The organism is Streptomyces sp. 150FB, assembly GCF_000818195.1.
Lineage (GTDB): Bacteria > Actinomycetota > Actinomycetes > Streptomycetales > Streptomycetaceae > Streptomyces.
In genome coordinates this window covers 2,290,216-2,306,474 of the sequence record NZ_JTHL01000001.1, presented here as the reverse complement: position 1 = coordinate 2,306,474, position 16,259 = coordinate 2,290,216, and the positions used below count along the sequence as shown (strand labels likewise).

Here is a 16,259-nt window from a genome sequence, read left to right as displayed (position 1 = left end):
GGCCCGGCAGGCCGGGTACGTACGGGAGGGCGCCGGCCGGACCGTGGGACAGGTTCAACCTGTCGCCGTCCAGCCGTACGGTCCGTCCCGTAACCGCCCGCGCCTTCACGGGCGTGGACACGGCCGCAGCCGGGGGGCCGGGCGCCCGCACCGCCCACCACGCGGCCGCCTCACGAGCGCGCCTCGTCGGCGCCGGCGCTTCCGTCACCTTCGACTTCGGCAAGGAGGTCGGCGGCTTCGTCACCCTCGGCTTCGGCCCCCTCACCGACACCGGCCAGATCGTCGGGCTCGCCTACTCCGAGCTCTCCACCTACATCAGCGCCACGGCCAGCGACGGTTCCAACGGCGGCAGCAACGACGAGCCCGCCGTGCGGTACGCCGTACCGCCGAGCGGCCGGATCTCGACGGAGCAGGACACCCCCGTCGCCGGAGCCGGCGACGCGGCGACCGCCCACCCGGTCAGCCAACTCCGGGGCGGATTCCGCTATCTGACGGTCACCAACGAGACGTCGGGCACGGTGGACCTGACGGATGTGTCGGTCGCCCTCACCTTCGCGCCGAACGCCGCCGACCTGTCCGCCTACCCCAACTACTTCTACTGTGACGACGAGTTGCTCAACAGGATCTGGTACGCGGGGGCTTACACCGTCCAGACCAACATCATCGCCGGTGACCAGGGCCGGGTCTGGGGCGCGCCCGCCCTCGGCTGGGACAACAGCGCCCAGGTCGGCGAGGCCGGCGACACGGTCCTGGTCGACGGCGCGAAGCGCGACCGTACGATCTGGCCCGGCGACCTCGGGATCTCGGTGCTCACCGACTACGTCTCGCTGGGCGACCTGGACACCGTACGGAACTCGCTGCGGACGCTGTACAACCACCAGGACGCCACGACCGGTGCTCTTCCGTACGCCGGGCCCGCCGTCAACTTCATCGGGAACTCCGACGCCTACCACTTGTGGACCCTCATCGGAACGGCCGCCTATGCGCAGTTCACCGGTGACACGGAGTGGATCCGGGCGCTGTACGCGCAGTACACCAAGGCGATCCGCTATATCACCGGCAAGATCGACACCGACGGTCTGCTGAATGTGACGGGCAGCGCCGACTGGGCGCGGACGGACTCCGACGGCAAGAACCTCGAAGCGAACGCCATCATGTACCGGGCACTGGTCACGGCGGTCCCGGTGGCCAGGGCCGTCGGCGACAACGCGGGCGCCGACACCTACGAGACCCTCGCCGGGGCCCTCAAGTCGGCGATCGACACGGGCGGTTACTGGGACGAGGCGGCCGGGCTGTACCGCGACAAGCCCACCGGCGCCGGGGCCGCGCTGTACCCCCAGGACGGCAACGCGCTCGCGGTGTGGTTCGGCCTGGTCGACAGCGCCGACCGGGCCGCCGCCATCAGCGGTGCGCTGGCGGGGCGTTGGACACCCGTGGGGGCGCTCAGCCCGGAGAAGAGCGGCACCTCCGTGCACCCGTTCCCGGGCGGGATGGAGGTGCACGCGCACTTCGCCGCAGGACGCGACACCACCGCGCTCGACCTGATCAGGCGCGAGTGGGGCTACATGCTGGACGCCCCGCAGGGCACGGCCAGCACCTTCTGGGAGGGCTACCGCACCGACGGCACCTCGGACTACGGCGGCTCCTACATGAGCGCGGCCCACGGCTGGTCGACAGGACCGACCTCCGCGCTCACCTTCCATCTGCTGGGCATCAAGCCGTCGGACGACGGCGGTCCCGGGTACGGAGTCGTCCCGCGCCCCGGCGACGTACGTTCGGCGCAGGGGCGGCTGGTGACGTCGTCCGGTGTGATCACCGCGTCCTGGCGCGCCAGGGCCGGGGATCAGTTCGACCTGACGGTCGGCGCCCCCGCCGGGGTGCTGACCGAGGTCGGTGTCCCCGTCCCCGCGAGCGGGTCATTCGTCGTACGGCTGAACGGAGTTCGGGTCTGGGACGGGGACCGGCGCGGTCACGGCGCGCGCCGGGTGGGCGACCATGTTCACTTCACCGGGATACCGGGCGGCAACCACACCGTGACGGTGCGCAGCCGATGAGCTGGAGGACGAACCGGATGACACCCACCCGTATCCGCACCCGTAACCGCACTCGCGACCGCGCGCCCCGGGCGCTGCTCGTCGCACTCACCGCGGCGACGGCACTCCTCGGCGGCGTCCTGGCCCCGGCGGGTACCGCTTCGGCCGCCCGCCCCGACCCCTGGACGCAGGCGAACTACCAGCCGCGCCCCGGCGATTGGCGACCGTACGTGCTGGCCCCCAGCAGCCACGACGTGGACCCCGTCCGGGTACAGGCGGCGACCGCGCGAGGCGGGTCGCTCGAAGGGGACCCGAAGGCGGTTCTCGGCGGTACGAAGAAGCCGGTGCGGCTCGTCAGCAAGGGGGACCGCACCCAATCGCCGCTGCTCACCGTGGACTTCGGAAAAGACGTCGGCGGAAAGATCCAGGTCCATGTCGCCGGGGCCTCGGCAACACCCCCGGCTCTGCACGTGTGCTTCAGCGAGTCGCTGCGCTACGCGGCCACGGCCCCGAGCGACAACAGCGGGCAGGCGGCCTTCGCCCCCGGCTGCGACACCGCCAACATCTGGAACGGCTACCCGGGCCAGGCGTACACCTACGACTCCGACAGCCACACCCTCGCCCTCGACCCATCGAAGCTGCCCGCCACGCTCACCGACTCCCAACTGCGCGGCGGATTCCGGTACGCCACACTCTTCCTCGACGGAGCGGGCTGGGTGGACATCGGCAAGGTGTCGCTCCAGTTCGGCGCCGTGCCGAAGCAGGCGGACCCGTCCGCGTACCAGGGCTACTTCCTGTCGAGCGACAACACGCTGAACAAGATCTGGTACGCCGGTGCCTACACGGTCCAGCTCGACACCTGGATGTCGGACACCGCCAAGAGCTGGCCGTACGTGGACGGCGAGGCCGACCACGCGGACGCCCAAGTCCCCTACGCCGATCCGGAGAAGGAAGTCATCTTCGACGGCGCGAAGCGCGACAGGATCATCTGGCAGGGCGACCTCGCCGTCCAGGCCCCGGTCACCTACCTCAGTACGGGCGACACCGAAGCGGTCGACAACTCCCTCTCCTCGCTGGCGGCCCAGCAGCTTCCCGACGGGTTCGTCCCCGCCGAGAGCCAGGTGGGCGCGCACAACGCGGACGAACTGCGCACCTACGGCGAGTATGTGACGTGGTTCGTCCACAACCACTACGAGCACTGGCTGTACACCGGCGACCGCGCCTATCTGGCGCGCTGGTGGCCCGCGTTGACCAAGGCGACCGCCTGGCTGGAGTCGGTGCGGGCCCAGGACCCGGGCGGGCTCATCGCGTTCGGGGACGTCGGCTCGTGCGGTCACTACGGCTACAGCGACTGCGGCCACGAGAGTTACGTCAACGCCCTCTACGCCAGGAACCTCGACGAGATGGCGGCCCTCGCCACCGCCACCGGCGACCCGGCCGGGGGCGCCGGCTACGCGAAGCGGGCCGGCGTGGTGAAGCAGGCGGTCAACGACCAGCTCTGGGACCCCGCCACCGGCGCCTACCGGCTCTCCCGCGAGATCCCGGACGCCTACCCGCAGGACGCCAACGCGACCGCCGTGCTGACCGGGGTCGCGAGCCCCGCCCAGGCGCGGAGCGCCATGGAGTATCTGCACGCGACGAGTTGGAGCACGTACGGCGCTCTCACCGTCGCACCCAGCACCCCGAACGCGGCCATCACGCCCTTCTACGAACCGCTGCCCAGCGGCTTCGAGGTGAGCGCCCGGCTGGCCGTGAACGACGCGGGCGGCGCCGAGCAGCGGCGCGCGCAGGACCTCATGCGTACGTTCTGGGGTTACCAGTTGGCCCAGGACCCCGGCGGTACCTTCTGGGAGAAGGCGGATCTCCAAGGGCAGCCCGGGATACAGCAGTTCACCAGCCTCGCGCACGGATGGGCGGCCGGTCCCACCACCAGCCTCACCAACCAGGTGCTGGGCGTCGAGCCGACGGGCGCCGGTTTCTCCGCGTACTCGGTCGTGCCGAGCCCGGGGTCGCTGAGCTGGGCCGAGGGCAGGGTGCCGACCCCGCGCGGTGCCATCACCGCGTCCTGGCGGGCCACCTCCCACGGGTTCACGCTGAAGAGCGCGGCCCCCGCGGGCACCACCGGCCGGCTGGCGGTGCCCACGACCGGCAAGAAGGTACGGGTCGAACTCGACGGGCGGCCTGTCTGGGACGGCGGCGCCGCCGTCGGCGGCGCGCACACCACCACGGACGGTGCGTACGTCTATGTGGATGGTGTGCGCGCCGGACAGCACACGCTCAACGCCTCTTTCACGCGCTGAGTTCGACCATCAGGCGCTGAGTTCGGCGATCCTGGTGAATCCGTCCTGAGTACCCGTGACGACCACCCGCAGTTGGGTGGCCGTCACGGGTGAGGCGAACGGAATCCAGCGGTGCAGCGCCGAGTTGCCGGACACCTCCGCCCGTGTCACCCACCCCGAGCCGTCCCATGTCTGGACGGTGAAATCGGTCGGCACCCCGTCGCCGATCGACGACAGCCCCACCCCGCGCAGGGTCAGCGCGGACGGTGTGGTGACGGTGAGGGTGTCGGGATAGACCCCCTGGGTGTCGTCGTTCCAGAACGTCGACGGGTTCCCGTCCACCGCGTTGGCAGCCGTATACGTGCGGGTCGCGCCGTCGACGACATTGGGCGCGTGCTCGCTCGACGCCCGCGCACCGCTGCCGGCCGGCAGCCCGGCGAACACCGCCACCTGGACGGTCGACTTCGCCACGGTGCCGTCGGGGGCCCGTACGGTCAGGGTCACCGGATACTCACCACTGGCCGTTCCGGCGGGCGCGGTGATCCGTACCGTGGCGTGCACGTTCGAGGTCGCCGGGGTGAGCGGGACACGCGCCGGGGTCGCCGTCGCGGTCCAGCCGGCGGGCACGGTCGCCCCGAGGACGGCCGAGCCGCCGCCGGTCGAGCGCTGCCGGACGGTGGCGGTGAGGTCCCCGCCGACGCCGGGAGCGAGCGGTACGGAGCCGCCGGCCGCCACCGTGACCTCGGTGAACGGCGTGCGCGGCGGGTCCACGGTGAAGGTGTAGTCACCGGAGCCCGCCGTCAGGGTCAGCGCCTCGTCGGTGGCCCGTCCGACGCTCAGCCCGGCATCGGACTGCGGATGACGGCCCGCCGCGTACACCGTCCTGCCACTCTCACGCACCGTCGATCCCTTGCCGCCGAGCAGCGGCAACTCGACGGTCGCCGTCGAACCGACCGGCACAACCGCGTGATACGTGAGGGTGTTTCCGTGCCGCTGCCAGGAGCTGACGACCGTACCGCGCACCGTCCGCTGCTGCCCGGAGGCGGAGGTCAGATCGCCGACGACGCCGGGCGCGAGCGTCAGGGTGCGGTATCCGGATCCGTCGGTCCCCGGCTGGATGCCGGCGAGCCGCTGGTAGAACCACTGGCCGATCGAGCCGGCCAGCCCGATGTGGTCCTTCGACGAAGTGCCGTCCGGAGATGAGGAGTTGGTCCACTTCTCCCAGATGGTGCCGGGACCCTGCTCCACCATGTAACCGAAGCTCGGGAAGTCGGTACGGGTGGAGATGTCGAGGGCCACGTCGTCGCGGTGGTAGAGGCCGAGCGCCTGGAACACATAGCCGGTGCCGACGAAGCCGGTGGTGACATGGTCGGTGTGCGCGGTGATGTCCTGGACCAGCTTGTCGACCGTCGCCTGCTCGTGGCCGGCGGGGACGAGACCGAGTGCCAGCGGCATCGCGTACGAGAGTTGGGTACCCGTGCCGTACACGCCGGTGTCCGCGTCGAAGTAGCGCTTCGTGAAGCCCGCGGCGATCTCGTCGGCCAGCGCGCCGTAGTGCTGCGCGTCGCCCGTGTCACCCACCACCCCCGCCATCTTCGCGAGCAGACCGGCGTCGAGGTAGTAGGCGCCGGTCTGGAAGAACTGGTGCGGTGTGCTGACCGAGGCCTGCCAGTCGTCGCCCCACGACGTGGGGGAGTTGACGACGATGTGGTCGGCGTCGCTGATGGTGCCGAGGTAGTCCACCCAGGCTTTCACCCGGGCGTAGTTGTCGGTGATGGGCCGCGTGCTGCCGTACTGGGTGTAGCTGTCCCAGATGATCTGCGGATACGCGGTTCCCCACGCCGGGTCCGTCTTCCAGTCGTTCTGCCCGCCGTTGGCCGGTGCCACGGACGGCACACTGCCGTCGGCATTGGCGCTGGTGCGGACGTCGCCGAGCCACTTCGCGTAGAAGGACTGGAGGTCGAAGTTGCTCATCGCCTCCTGATCGGTGTCACCGGCGTCCCCGAGCCAGCCGTGCCGCTCCCGGGTCGGGCAGTCCAGCGGCATGGTCTGGAGGTTGTTCAACTGGGTCTGGGTGACCGCGTCCTGGATCTTGTTGAGGGTGGCGTTCGATGTACTGAACTGCCCGGTCGTCGCGACATCGGTGCGTACGACCTGCGCGTTCACCGTGATCTCCGCGTCGTCCGGCAGGCCGGTCAACTCGGCGTACCGGAAACCGGAGTACGCGAAGTGCGGGGCGTAACTCTCCGTGCCCGCACCGGCGAAGGTGTAGTGGTCGGTCTGCCGGGGCGGGTCGGCCGCGGAGAAGCTGATGTTCGAGGTGGAGACATGGCCGGCCGCGTCGAGTATTTCGCCCTTCTTGATGTGTACGGTCGTGCCGGCCGGCGCCTTCGCCCGGATGGTGACCCAACCGCTGTAGTTCTGGCCGAAGTCGAGGACCCGGCTGCCTGTCGCGGGGTGCGTCTCCTTGACGGGGGCGAGCGTCCGCACCGCCCGGGTCGGCGGTGTCAGGTCGGCTTCCGGGTGGGTGAGCGCGTCGTACGCCGTGGCGGGAGACCCCCCGTAGACGCCGAGTTCGGCCAGCCGCAGGGTGCAACTCGCACCGGCGCAGGCGAGTCGGGTGGCGGTGACCCGTACATACCTGCCGGTCACGTCGGTCTTCAGATCCACCGGCGAGGTGCCCGGAGCGGGCTGGTCGGCGCCGGTGCGGTCCGCGACGGTGGTTACGGCGGCGGGGTCGGCGAACGACGGGTCGTCGCTGACCTGTACGCGGTAGCGCACCGGGAAGCCGGCGGCCGGCAGGTCGCCCGCCGGGTCGTTCGTCGGGCGCGCCGGGAACAGCCGGATGTTCCGAAGGTGTTGGGCGCTGCCGAGGTCGGTCTGCACCCACTCGGTGGTGTCGGCGGCCGGCACGATCGCCGAGTGGTAGCCCTCGGACGTGTCGGCGGAGCCGTCGATGCCGTCGGTGAGCGCGGCGGGCGACCAGCCGTTCGTGCTGGTGGTGTCCAGCGCGGTGACCGGCTTGCCCTGGGCCAGGCTCGTCAGGTGCGAGGCGGGGGCGATCGCGTGGGCGAGGGGCCAGGAACTGGCGTCGGAACCGGCCTCGTCCCAGCCCGGAACCGCCTTACGGGCGTCGTACGTCTCGCCGTTGTAGAAGTCGTCACCGGTCACCGGACCGGCGGTCCTCCGCCAGGAGGTGTCGGTGCCGAAGGACGCCACCGAGCCGTCGGTGAAGGTCACCTTCAACTGCGCCAGGACGGTGGGACGGCCGCTGAACTGGCCCTTGCCCGCCATGAACGCGAGCGTGTTGTGCCCGCTGCGCAGGTGCTTGGTGACATCGAGATCGCGGTAGAGCACCCGCGACGCGTAGTCGGTGACCGAGGAGTCGAGCACCTCGGCGGGCTCCACCCGCGCCCCGTTCAGGTGGGGTTCGGCGACTCCCTGCGCGGTGAAGTACAGCCGGGCCCTGGCGACCGGCTTCGAGAGGTCGAAGTCGCCGCGTATCAGAGCGCCGTCATCGACCTGGAGCCACCAGGCCGACCAGTCCGAGGGGGCGAGGAGACCGGTGTCGAACGAGGCGGGGGCCGACCAGCGTGAGGCCTCGCCCCGCTTGTTCCAGGTCCGCACCGACCAGGTGTAGGAGTGGTCGGAGACCAGCGCGGGCCCCGCGTACGCCACCTCCGTCGAGTTCCCCGAGGCCACCCGGCCCGAGTCCCAGCCGGGGACAGGCGCGCCGCCCCGGCCCGCGGCGGCCGGCTCGACGCGGATCTGGTAGCCGGTCTGCGCCTCGGCGCGCCCCGAGTCGTTCACGGTCCAGGAGAGCACCGGCCTGGCCTCGCCGGCGAGTACACGGGCGGTGCCGCCCGCCCGGTCGGCGGGTTCGATGCCGTCGACGCGCAGATGTGTGGGCGCCTGCGCACCGCCCGAACTGCCGGGCGCGGGGGCGGCGGTGGCGGGTACGGCGGAGGCGGTGGCGGGTACGGCAAGGACGGTGGCGATCAGCGCGGTGAACAGGACCGCGTACGGCCTTCGGCGGCCTCTTCGGTGCCCGAGCAGTGTCACAGAGCGGCTCCTCGACCTCGATAAAAACGTTTCAATCGATCGGGGCACTGTCTACCGCCACGGTCACCGCCGGGGCAAGAGGGTGGCAACCGGAAAACACCGCGTCGGCCGAAGCTGCCGGAGTCGCGGGAGCCGCCGAGGGCACGGGAGTTGCGGGAGTTGGCGCACCGGGTCAGGACGCGGACAACCGGGGTGGCCTCGTCAGGAGAACCACCCCGGCTGCTGTCCGGCCGGACGGAATCCGGCCGCACGGTCGGCGGGTTACGCGACGGTCAGGCGGCAGGCCAGGTGTACGTGGCGGTGGCGCCGGGCGCGAGTGTCGCCGTAAAGCTGCTGCCACCCGCCAGCACGGTCACCGGTTCGGCCGTCTTGGCACTGTTGTTGACCACCACGGCCGTGGAACGGTCCGGATTGACGAAGGCGGACGTCGTGACCGGGGTGGTGGAGGCGTCGTTGCGTGCGGCGTTCGACGCGATCCTGACCGCTCCCGGCTCGACGAACCGGGAGAAGTGCCCCAGGGCGTAGTACTGGGAGGTGTAAGTGACGTCCTTGGTCGCCGAGTTGACGGTGACCGTGCCGTCACAGTCACCGCACCCGCCCTGGTGCGGACCGTGCTTCTCGTCCAGGGCGATGTTCCAGTAGACGACGCTCTTCGCCCAGTTGTTCACCGAGTCGATGGCGGTGGAGATGTCGCCACCGCTGCACTCGGTCTCGTAGATGTCCTCGTTCGGGAAGGACGCCCTGAGCGCGGTCTGCGCGGACGCGTCACCGGCGTAACAGTGGTACGCCGTACCGGAGATCCACTTGGCGGCCTTGGAACGCAGCAGGTCGTACGGGTAGTTGACCTCGGGGTCCTCGCCGACGGCCTGGTGCGCGGCGATGTCGTTCGGGTGCTCGGTCCAGTTGTGGTCGTAACCGAGGATCTTGGTGTGCAGTCCGGCGGCCTTGAGGGCCGGGCCGAGCGCCGAGATCACCTTGGACTCCTGCTCGAACGACATGTCCGAACCGGGGTAGTTGTCGCGGTTGAGCGCCTGCGGCTCGTTCTGGACGGTCAGGTAGTCGACCTTGACGCCCTCGGCCGCGTACGCCTTGACGAACTTGACCAGGTAAGCGGCGTACGCCTGGTAGACCGCCGGCTTGTCGATCAGCTTGCCGTCGATCATCGAGTCGCCGGTCTTCATCCAGGCCGGCGGGGACCACGGGGTGGCGACGATCTGAAGCTTCGGGTTCAGCTTCTCCGCCTGACGCAGCAGCGGCAGGATCTGCTTCTCGTCGTGCGCCACGGAGAAGTGGCGCATGCCGAAGTCGGTCTGTCCGGCCGGCACGTCGTCGAGGCTGTAGTCGGGACCCTGCACGAAGTCCGAGGCGCCGATGGGCTGGCGGAGGAAGCTCGTACCGTCGCCGGTCCTCGGGTCGAAGAGATCGGCCATGACCTGGTCCCGCTTGTCGGGCGCGAGGCCGTACAGCACACGGGCCGAGGAGTCGGTGAGGGAGGCGCCGAAGCCGGACACCGTCTGGAAGGTGTTCTTCGGGTCGACGCGTACGGTCGTGCCGTCCGGGGTGCCGGTGGCGGGCGCGGGGGTGGCCGTCAACTGCGTGGTGGTGGCGCCGTCCTGGTCGGGACCGGTCGTCCAGCCCCGCACCGGATGGGTCCCGGCGTGCGCCGCGCCCTTCGCGGTGGTCGGGTCGGCGGAGGCCGGGGTCGAGGTGGTGACCAGGGCCGCGGCGACGGCCGCGGTCGCGGCGACAGCCGCCATGAAGGTCCGGTTGCGGTGTGAGCGCATCTGATCTCCGTTCAAGATCGCGATACCTCTGATGTGGGGTGTGGTGGGGGGTGTGGAGGGTGTGGGGGGTGAGGTGGTGGGGGAGTGGTCGAGTCGGGTCTCGGGGGCTCTCTCGCGTGTTAAGTCCACGTTTCAAGCTTCACGACATGATCAGGAGTCAAGCTCTTGAGGCAGGGAGCGTCAAGACCTTGAACGGAGCTGTCATATCGCTCCCACCAGGGCGCTACCCCGGGTACGCGCCGCGCGGCACCCGCTGGGCAGGGCAACTCCCAGCCGTACGAGGGGAGTCGAGGCGGCGGCCGGAGAACCCGGGTCGATGCCCGATCCATGCAGAGTCTGAAGTCACACCACTCGGGGTCTCTGGGTCTCCAGGAGTCCGGGGGCCGGAGGCCGGGGGCCGGGCCACGACCTAGCCGAGCAGCCCCGCCGCCACAGTGCACACCGCGCCCGCCGGGGCGATGATCAGCGACAGCTTGACCAGCAGCGCCTTGCGCCAGGCGACCTTGGACATGATGACCAACTGACGGCTGAGGGAGCCGAGCGGATCGGCGGTCCTCAGATGCTCCGCGAGCGCGTCGGGTTCCCAGAGCCGCAGATGGCCGAAGTAGGTGAAGTTCTCCGGCCAGTCGACGCGCAGCAGCGCGCCTCTCGTACGGGGTATCACCACCGCCACGGCGAGGAGCACCGACAGCGCCAGCAGGATCACCCCGATCCGGGTCAGCCAGGCGGCCGGTGTCCCGGCCAGGTCGAGGAACGCGTTCGGGCCGGTGGACAGGACCGCGGTTCCCGCCAGCATCGCGGACTCGATGCTGAGCGCGAAGACGGCCTTGTTGTCGACCTTGCCCGTCCAGTCCGACAACGACGCGTGAATCCGCCACGCCGTCTCGGTCGCCGTCTCCACCGCCCTGTCGGCCCTGTCGGCCCTGTCGGTCCTGTCGGTCCTGTCAGCCCTGTCGGTCCGGTCCGCGCTGTCCGCGCTGCCCGCCCTGCTGGTCCTGGCGGCCCTGCCGGCCGTGCCGGCCGTGCCGGCGGAGCTCTCGGGAGTTTCGGTCATCGTGTCCTCCTGGCGGCGGGCGGGTGATACCCCACCAGGAATACCTGTGTGGATCGGGAGGAGTCTGCGTCAAGTGACCCTCAGCGACCGCGTTGTTACCTACCATGGTGGCCGAATCATCGGGGGGTTGATGTCGTGTGACTGGAACACGTCCTCTACCGGGCACCTCCGGTCCGCCGGAGCCCTTCTCGCCGGAGGAGCTGATGCTGTTCCGCGCGGCGGGCCGGGTGCGCGCGTGGGAGCGGGGCGAGGTGCTGATCCGTCAGGGCGGCCGGGCGGATTCGGTCGTCCTCATCATCGGCGGGCTGACGAAGATAACCGCCGAGTCAGCGAACGGCTATACGAGTGTGCTCGCCCTCCGGGGCCCGGGCGAACTGCTCGGGGAGATGTCTTGCCTCGACGGTTCGAAACGGTCGGCGACCGTGACAGCCATGGACCGGGTCGAAGGTGTGGTCGTCGGGGCCGAGGCGTTCCGCCGACTGCTCTCGGAGAACGGCGCGCTGTCCGTCTCCGTACTGTGCAGTGTCGTCGCCAGGCTCCGCCACTCGGACAACTCCCGTGCCGGCTACGGCGCACATCCGGCCAAGTCCCGGCTGGCCCGGGTGCTCCTGGACCTCGCGGGCCGCTACGGCGTCGCCCTCGACACCCCGGCCGGCGCCATCGCCGTGAACATGAACCAGCAGGAACTGGCCGGAGCGACCGGCATCTCCCGTGAGTCGGTGGTGCGTTGCCTGCGGGCGATGCAGCACGAAGGTGTGGTGTCCACGAGCCGCGGCCGGACGGTCGTACTCGACATCGGGAAGCTCCGGGAACAAACGGACGAGTGAAATCCGCTCAGGCGGACACATCGGCCCCTTGTGCGTCATATGACGCTGTGGGCCGCGCCGGACCCGGCTTCGATAAGAACAGGCGCCCGGGCCCGGCCCCTTGGGGGGAGGGACAACCCCGCCCGGGTGCCCCTTCCGCTGAGGGACGGAGCCTCATGAACGTCAAGTCACAGCACTACGCGATCGTCGTGGTGGACATCGAGAAATTCGGCAGCAGGGCCGACCGCGTCGCGCAGTGGCTGCGTACCCGGCTGTACGAGATGGCCGAAACGGCGCTCGACGACACCGGTGTGGACAGGGCGGCGGCGCCCCCGCCGGCGGACCGGGGCGACGGCTTCTTCTGGCTGCTGCCGGGCAGCGTCGACAAGACCGACCTCACGGCACGGTTCGTCGGCCTGCTGCACGACCAGCTTCGCGCGCACGCGCGCACCAGCAACGACGAGGGGGCGCTGCGTATCCGCGTCGCGCTGCACTCCGGCGATGTGAGCTGGGACGGCCGGGGCTGGGTCGGCGAGGAGCTGAACACGGCCTGCCGGCTGGTGGACATCGAGCCGCTGCGCACCACACTCGCCGAGGCGCGGCGCTCCGGGCTCGCCCTGGCCGTCTCCGACGACTGGTACCGGCGCGTGGTCCACCGGGGCGCACCGGAGGTGGAGCGCGAGGCGTTCAGGGAGTTCCCGTTCGACGCGAAGGAGATCCAGGGGGCGAGCGCCTGGATCCGGGTGCCGGGGTACGACGTACCGCCGGGCATCACCCCGCTCGTACGCACACCGGGGCAGGGGCAGGGGCAGGAGCCGGGGCCGGACCGTGGCGCGGCCCGGCAGGCGGGACCGGCGGCGGCCACCGAGCGGGGGCTCCCTCCGGCGTTCGCCGGTGACATCGGCCAGTTCGTGTACGGCGACCAGACCGTCACCGGTGGGATGACGATTCAGATGCCGGGCAACGGCGAGCGGGAGAAGTGATGTCTGATCCGGACGGAAGCACAACCCCTTCGCCCCCGAAGCCGAAGCCCGAGGGAGGCGCACCGAAGGAGAACGCCAACGACCCCGGCCAGGGCAACTCCGGCCAGGGCGGGGGACTGCTCGACTCGCTCTCGGGGCTCAGGAGCAGCCCGGGGAACGCCGACGAGCGGCTCGGCGCCGAACGCGACGCCATCAGCGGACTGCGCGTCGGCCAGTACGTCGGCGGCAACGTCTACAACATGGTCGCCGGCCCGGCCGCGCTGCGCCTGTACCACCTGTCGCACGAGGACCTGGACGAGACACGCGAGGCCTTCGTACGGCCGGTCCACTACGACGTGCTGAGCCGGGACGCCGGGAGGCGGACGATCACCCTGCTGCGCGGCCCGGCGGGCTGCGGCAAGTACGCGCTCGCGAGGGCGCTGCTGCTCGACGCCAGGCACCGGGAGCTGTACCTGCTGGACCCCGGGACCGACCTGACGCGGATCGGAGCCGCCGACCTCCAGCGCGGTGCCGGTTACATACTCGCCGACCTGCCGGACACCGGGGCGGCGGCGCTCACGCTCTTCGAGGTGAACCGGCTGGAGACCGAACTCCGCTCCCAGGACTGCCGGTTGGTCCTCACCGCCGGCTCGTCGGTCACACCGGCCGACGCCGGACTGACCCGGAGCCTGCTCGAAGCGGGCGACCAGCCGACGGCCGCCGAGGTGACGGCGGCGCACCTCGGCTGGCGGCTCGGAATGGCCGAAGGAGCCAGGGTCCAGCGCCTCCTGGCCAGGACCGACGTCAGTGACCTGCTGCGCGAGCGGCTGTCCGGGACCACCGCGACGCTCGCCGCCGAACTGGGCCACCTGCTCGCCGAAGCGGCCGGGGCCGGGACGGAGGACGAGGTCGTCAGGAAGGTGCGCGACCGCCTGGAGCTGCGGGACGGCCAGTCGTACGGACCCTGGTTCGACAGCCTGGACGACCTCGCCCGGCAGTGCCTCGCCATCGGGGTGGCCGTCTTCGGCGGAGAGGCGTACGAATCGGTCGCCGCCCTCTCGCACGACCTTCAGGAGCGGCTCCAGGTCGAGGAGACCGCCGAGAACCCGGACCGCCCTCGCAACACCCCGCTGTCCGGCAGCAGGCGAGGCCGGCTCGCCGCGATCCACGCCACCCTCGTCGAGTCCGAGGTCGGGACCCGGCACGGCGGCGCGCGCGGCCAGGTCGTCCGCTTCCGCGACCAGGGGTTCGCGAGCAAGGTGCTGGAACTCGTCTGGACCGAGTACGACGACATCCGCCCGGCCCTGCCGTTCTGGCTGCTCGACTGCGCGGTGAGCGACCTGCCGACGGTGCGGGTGCGGGCCGCCGTGGCGGCAGGGACGCTCACGACCCACTCCTTCGAGACGATCAGGGCGGCGATCCTCAGCCCCTGGGCGGCCGACGAACGGTCCGAACTGAGGGACGCGGCCGCCATCGCCGTCCGGGTCGCGGCCATGGAGGCCGGGCACGCGAAGGCGGCGTACGACCTCGTACGCGGCTGGAGCCTGGAGCCGAACCCGAGGCTGCGGGCCTCGGCGGCCCGCGCCTGGCGGGTGATCTTCGAGATGGACGGCACCGAGGCGGCCTGGGCCCTGCTGCACAGCCTCGCCGACAGCGACGAATTCGACATCCTGCACGCCATCGCCGTCAGCATGACCGAGTACATGGCGCTGGAGGACGGCAGGTACTACCGCGACGCGCTCGACCTCATCGACCAGTGGATCCGCTCCGGCAGCCATGGCCCGCATCGCGTCCTGATCGGCGAAGTCGCCTTCCTCTGGGGTGCGGTGGACCTCGTGGACCGCGTCCCCGACGGGCCGCGAGGGGCCGGCCACAGGACGTGGCCGGCGCTGCTGGCCGCCGCCGACCGTGACTCCAGGCGCCGGGAGGAAGTGGCCGTGCTCTGGACGCAGGTCGTCAACTCGCCCCGGGTCTACAGGTCGGCGCACGAGGTCCTGGGCAACTGGGCCCTGCTCGTGGAGAAGGACCCGGAGGGCCGCGCGGCGCTCGCGCGGCTGCTGCATGTCGTCTGCGCCGACCGGCGCACCTACCAGATCATCCGCAAGCAGGCCGAGAACTGGATCGCGGCGGGTGAGGGGCGCGGCGCCTCGCTGACCGGCCACGAGGTCCTGGCCCACCTCGAAGGAAGGATCAGCACGTGACGAACTACCCGCCGCCGGGCTACCCCGTTCCCGGCTACCCGGCTCCCGCACAGGGGCCCCAGAACACGGCCCCCCAGCTCGATCCGAACATCCTCATCGCCGACCCCGTCAAGGTCACCATGGGCGGGCGCGGAGACGCCCCACTGCCGAGCCAGGCCCTCGTGTTCTCCACCGCCGACGGACAGATCGTCGAACTCGCCCGCCGGCCCTCGGCGTTCGGCTCGGTCAAGTACCGCTACCGCTACGACGTCAACATGAGCGACCACTTGTCGACCTGGGACGACCAACTGCCCAGCGGTACGGGGGGTTTCGCGTTCCAGGCCGCGTACGAAGCGCGCTGGGCGGTGACCAGCGCCGCGGAGGTGGTCCGGCGCAACATAAAGACGACCGTGGACGGTGTGCGGGCCGTCAGTTACGCCGTACGCGACCTGCTGCGCGCGCAGGCCGGTCTCTACAGCATCGAGCAGCTCGACCAGTTCGAGAAGTACACCCGCGAGAGGTTCTCGGGCCGGCCGCACGAGATGGTGGAGGGCCTGACGATCCAGACGCTGACCGTACGGCTCAGCCTCGACCAGCACGCGGTGGAGCACCTGCGGGCCCTGAAGCAGGCGCAGTTCGCCACGCTGGAGGCTCGGGCCAAGCACAACACGGACGTCGCCACCCACTACCTCAGCGAAGATCTCCAGGGGCTGCGGGAGAGGGCGATGCTGGAGGCCGCCCGTGGCGAGGGCGGGCTGATGCTGCGCCTCATCGGCCAGGACACGAGCAGGCTGCACGAGCTGATGCTGGAGTTCGGGAACCGGCACGAGGTCACGGTGGAGCGCAAGAGCCAGATGCTCAAGGAGCTGGTCGACAAGGGGATGATCCAGCCCGCCGAGGCGCAGAAGATGTGGGAGCAGATGTACAACCCGCCGCCGCTCTTCGAGACGTCGCAGCCCGCGCTGTCGGGGAGTACCTCGGCGCAGGGGCAGTTGACGGCGGGCGCGTTCTCGGCGTCCGACGGGACGGTGGCGCCGGAGCCCCAGGACTCGCGGCAGCCGACACCGCCGCCGCAGCAGCAGGCACAGCAGCAGGCTCC

General features: G+C 70.8%; 9 protein-coding genes. 6 read left to right on the top strand and 3 right to left on the bottom strand.

Annotated elements, in window-relative coordinates:
- On the top strand, positions 1 to 2,054 hold a 2,054-nt coding region (locus tag QR77_RS09550), incomplete at its 5' end, for an alpha-L-rhamnosidase C-terminal domain-containing protein (RefSeq protein ID WP_052488634.1).
- 17 nt (positions 2,055 to 2,071) lie between these two features.
- Entirely contained in the window at positions 2,072 to 4,333 is a 2,262-nt protein-coding gene (locus QR77_RS09545) for an alpha-L-rhamnosidase C-terminal domain-containing protein (RefSeq protein WP_040020951.1), read from the top strand.
- A gap of 9 nt (positions 4,334 to 4,342) precedes the next feature.
- Here the strand turns inward: QR77_RS09545 and QR77_RS09540 are convergent, their stop codons facing one another.
- From QR77_RS09540 to QR77_RS09530, 3 genes are all read right to left on the bottom strand, one after another.
- Positions 4,343 to 8,374, bottom strand: coding sequence for a family 78 glycoside hydrolase catalytic domain (locus QR77_RS09540; RefSeq protein WP_040020949.1), 4,032 nt, complete (start codon positions 8,372 to 8,374; stop codon positions 4,343 to 4,345).
- A 272-nt stretch (positions 8,375 to 8,646) separates the two neighbouring features.
- A complete protein-coding gene (locus QR77_RS09535; RefSeq protein WP_040020947.1) occupies positions 8,647 to 10,158 on the bottom strand; it encodes a glycoside hydrolase family 30 beta sandwich domain-containing protein in 1,512 nt (503 codons plus the stop codon).
- Between the two features lie 409 nt (positions 10,159 to 10,567).
- Entirely contained in the window at positions 10,568 to 11,212 is a 645-nt protein-coding gene (locus QR77_RS09530; protein WP_201778796.1) for a Pycsar system effector family protein, read from the bottom strand.
- A 137-nt stretch (positions 11,213 to 11,349) separates the two neighbouring features.
- Here QR77_RS09530 and QR77_RS09525 point away from each other — a divergent pair, with 137 nt between their 5' ends.
- The 4 genes from QR77_RS09525 to QR77_RS46535 all read left to right on the top strand — a co-directional run.
- Positions 11,350 to 12,039 (top strand): Crp/Fnr family transcriptional regulator, encoded by a 690-nt coding sequence (locus tag QR77_RS09525; RefSeq protein WP_236710575.1) that lies wholly within the window; start codon positions 11,350 to 11,352, stop codon positions 12,037 to 12,039.
- A gap of 155 nt (positions 12,040 to 12,194) precedes the next feature.
- Positions 12,195 to 13,001, top strand: a complete 807-nt coding sequence (locus QR77_RS46540; RefSeq protein WP_040020944.1) for a hypothetical protein — start codon at positions 12,195 to 12,197, stop codon at positions 12,999 to 13,001.
- Entirely contained in the window at positions 13,001 to 15,181 is a 2,181-nt protein-coding gene (locus QR77_RS09515) for a hypothetical protein (RefSeq protein WP_040020942.1), read from the top strand. The genes QR77_RS46540 and QR77_RS09515 overlap by 1 nt, the downstream gene beginning before the upstream one ends.
- Positions 15,178 to 16,259, top strand: a 1,082-nt coding sequence (locus QR77_RS46535) for a hypothetical protein (RefSeq protein WP_040020941.1), incomplete at its 3' end; no start/stop codon positions are given. The genes QR77_RS09515 and QR77_RS46535, both read left to right, overlap by 4 nt.